Source organism: Microvirga sp. P4_G7, assembly GCF_056401005.1.
In genome coordinates this window covers 1-2,019 of the sequence record NZ_JBFUKD010000659.1, presented here as the reverse complement: position 1 = coordinate 2,019, position 2,019 = coordinate 1, and the positions used below count along the sequence as shown (strand labels likewise).

Annotated in this window: 3 protein-coding genes; 1 reads left to right on the top strand and 2 read right to left on the bottom strand. The window is 59.1% G+C overall.

Annotated elements, in window-relative coordinates; all coding sequences use genetic code 11:
- Both AC1DT3_RS19225 and AC1DT3_RS19220 read right to left on the bottom strand, forming a co-directional pair.
- Positions 1 to 761 (bottom strand): sugar-binding transcriptional regulator (locus AC1DT3_RS19225; protein WP_477466816.1); only part of this gene is annotated, 761 nt, incomplete at its 3' end.
- Between the two features lie 41 nt (positions 762 to 802).
- Positions 803 to 1,609, bottom strand: coding sequence for an HAD family hydrolase (locus AC1DT3_RS19220; protein WP_477466815.1), 807 nt, complete (start codon positions 1,607 to 1,609; stop codon positions 803 to 805).
- 108 nt (positions 1,610 to 1,717) lie between these two features.
- Between AC1DT3_RS19220 and AC1DT3_RS19215 the strand changes: the two genes are divergently transcribed.
- On the top strand, positions 1,718 to 2,019 hold a 302-nt coding region (locus tag AC1DT3_RS19215), incomplete at its 3' end, for a hypothetical protein (protein ID WP_477466814.1).

The window sequence follows — 2,019 nt, the reverse complement described above, 5'->3', positions numbered from 1 at the left end:
TCGACAGGCATTCCGCTTTCGTCGAAGAACTGTCCCATGATATCGCCGACAGCGCCCTTCGAGCGCAATGCATCCGTTGTGACGTCGCGAGGAAGTCCATACCTGACGAGCAGCGAACGCTCCGAGAGATCGCCGATGCTCAGAACGGCGACATCGTTCGTTGAAATCCGGTCGAAGGTCTCGCGAAAGACGTCCTGCGACAAGATCGTGTCGCGGGACGCGGGACTACCGGCGTAAATGGGTGCCGCCAGATACTGGCATTGCGCGTTGAGCCGGTTCGCCAGTCCGCTCGCAGTCTCGAACGTGTTGAGTTCGAGGCCGTGTGTCAGCCCGCCCATCATGGAATTGACGCAGAGATCGGGATAGCGGCCTGCGCGCGTATGGCGAATCGTCTCGCGCAAAGTCGCGCCCCACCCGACGCCCAAGCCGGTGACAGCATTGTTTTCCAAGTGGTTCGAAAGGTACTCGCCGGCGGCTTGGCCGAGCAAGACTGGCACGAGATCAGGATCGGCCGGGGTCGGCACGATGATGGCGTCCTTCAAGCCGAATTCGCCAGTCAGCGTCTGCTCAAGAGAGATGCAGCTCGCGAACCGCGAATTGAGCGTGATGCCGACGAGACCGCTCGTTCGCGCCTCGACGAGCATGCGGTTGACGCGAAGGCGGGTCATCCCGAGCCTTTCGGCAATATCGGCCTGCGTCAGGTTCTCCATGAAATAGAGCCAGGCAACCCGGACTTCCACTTGCTCGTCGCTGTGGCTCATGGCGTCATTCCGTGTGAATTTGCGATGGCAGGAACGGCATGTCAGCGCGCTCCTGCGCGATTGGCAAGAAGCAGATCGGCCAACTCGACGAAGCCGTCGCCCGAATGACCTTGTGTCACATAGGTCGGTTTCGACACTAGCCTGTGCTCGAAGGCTTTGATGTTGGCAACGCCCACGGACAATGGGAAAGCGGCGAACATCGGCTCGTCATTGGGCGAATCGCCGGAATAGAGAATCACGTCCGTATCCCGCGCCGCATCGAGGCCGAATTCCCGTTGGAGGAAGATGCGAGTCATGGACAATTTGTCGTATTCACCGAACCAGGCATTGACGTGGATCGAGCTGACTTTTGCCTGCGCACCGGCCTTTTTGAAGATGGCGACGATCCGGTCGATATCGGCTTCCGGTAGAGGAGGGACATCCTCACAGAAATCGATGGCGACGTCGGCGATGCGATAAGGCTGATCGCTCGCAAGCGCAGYGCCTGGCACGGCCTTCAGCACTTCGGCGGCAAGTGCGTTGAGGCGTTCCCGATTCTGCCTGACGACGTCGCCCTGAACCCAGAAGTGCTGCCGCATGGTTCGCAGAGCGTGGTCATAGACGAAGTAGAAGGCGCCATTCTCGCCGACGACGCCATCGACAGGCCACATACGCGCGATGTGATCGCACCAGCCTGCCGGACGCCCGGTAATCGGAACCACCTTGAGGCCGGATTTCTGCAAGCGCTCCAAGGCGCCATAGGCAGCCGCCGTGAGGCGGCCCTCGGATGTCACGGTGTCATCGATATCGGTCAGAACCACTTTAATTTTGCGGAGGTCCTCAGGAGAAAGCTGGTCGAGAGATTTCATGGATTCCGGTTCAGGCTGTTGGAAAAGGGACTGCGACGAAGGGCGAAGATTGTCTTTGTCATACATTTGTAATACAAACTATTCAAATGTATTCAAAGTGAGGGTTTGATGTCCGATCAGGCGAGCGTTCTCCAGAAAGCGGTYCAGAAGGCGGCGGTGACGCGTGACGTCGTCGTCGCCCGTTCCGCTCTGGCTGCCTTGCCGGATTTGCTTGATGGTACACGCGAAAAACCCCTCGCCATTGTCGCCGACGCTACCACGATGGATATCGCCGGGCGGGTTGTCGTCTCGTTGCTTCGGAATGCGGGATTTGCCGTCGGTGACCCGATCGTCCTCGATGAAAAACCTCGCCTGAAACCTCATGCCGAGACGGCGAGAGATGTTGCCGGCGTACTTCGCGACCGTGGTGC